This is a genomic window from Methylobacterium sp. B1, assembly GCF_000333255.1.
Classification (GTDB): Bacteria; Pseudomonadota; Alphaproteobacteria; order Rhizobiales; family Beijerinckiaceae; genus Methylobacterium; species Methylobacterium fujisawaense.
Genome location: NZ_BACT01000186.1, coordinates 1 through 1,021, shown reverse-complemented (window position 1 = coordinate 1,021; position 1,021 = coordinate 1). Strand labels below are relative to the sequence as shown.

Annotated in this window: 1 protein-coding gene and 1 pseudogene; both read right to left on the bottom strand. The window is 71.9% G+C overall.

The genetic code is table 11. The annotated features are described in order from the left end of the window. On the bottom strand, positions 1–89 hold an 89-nt coding region (locus I53_RS35690), incomplete at its 3' end, for a methyl-accepting chemotaxis protein (protein WP_286009570.1). Between the two features lie 491 nt (positions 90–580). After that, positions 581–958: pseudogene (locus I53_RS35685) on the bottom strand (cache domain-containing protein); the annotation flags it as partial. Between the last annotated feature and the right edge of the window lie 63 nt (positions 959–1,021).

The following is a 1,021-nucleotide window of genomic DNA, read 5'->3' as shown; positions in this document are numbered from 1 at the left end:
GCCCCGACTGGCCGGCCCCGGGCGCCCTCGATGGTCGCGTTGAGCGCCAGGAGGTTCGTTTGCTCGGCGATCGCCGAGATGATCCGCACGACCTCCCCGATCTTCTCCGCGGCCCGGCGAGCCCGCGGATCTGCCGGTCGGTCCGCTCCGCCTCCGTCACCGCCTGACCGGCGATCTCGGCCGACTTGGCGACCTGGCCGCTGATCTCCCCGATCGAGGCGGACAGCTCCTCGGTGGCGGCCGCCACCGTCTGCACGTTGGCCGCCGCCTGCTGCGCAGACCCGGCCGCCGAGCCGGCCTGCTGCGCCGCCTCCGCGGCAGTCTCCGACATCGCCCGGCAGGCTTCCCGCATCCCGGCCGCCGCGGTGTCGACCCGCGCCAGCAACTGGCTCGCCTCGGCATCGAAGCTGCGGGTCACCGCCTCCACCCAGTGGGCGCGCTCCTGCCGCCGCTCCTGCTCGGCCCGCTGCTCGGCCGATAGAGTCTGGGCCTGGATCATGCTGTCCCGGAACACGCCGGCGGCCTCGGCCATCTGGCCGATCTCGTCGCGCCGGCCGCGCCCCGGGATGGCGACATCCATCTCGCCGCCTGCGAGCCGCCGCAGGGCGGCCGTGAACGCGCTCAGGGGGCGCGTGATGCTGCGTGCCAGCAGAAACCCGACCACCCCGACCCCGATGGCGAGCGGGACCAGCCAGAGCAGGGTGGTGACGATCCGTGCCCGGTCCAAGGCGTGGATGTCGTCCACGTACAGGGCTGAGTTGATGACCCATTGCCAGGGCTCGTAGGCGAGCGAGTAGGCGACCTTCGGCGCGGGCTCGGTCTCACCGAGGCGGGCCCAACGGTACTCGGTGAAGCCGCCGCCCTCCTGAGCGTGCCGGATCATCGTCCAGACGAAGGTCTTCTTCATCGCCGCGTCGTCGCGGGACCGCGTGCCCTCGATCTTGGGATCGGGATGCACGACGTTGCGGCCGATATCGCCCGGGGTCGAGCTATAGACGAAGACGGAGTCGCCACCGTTGTA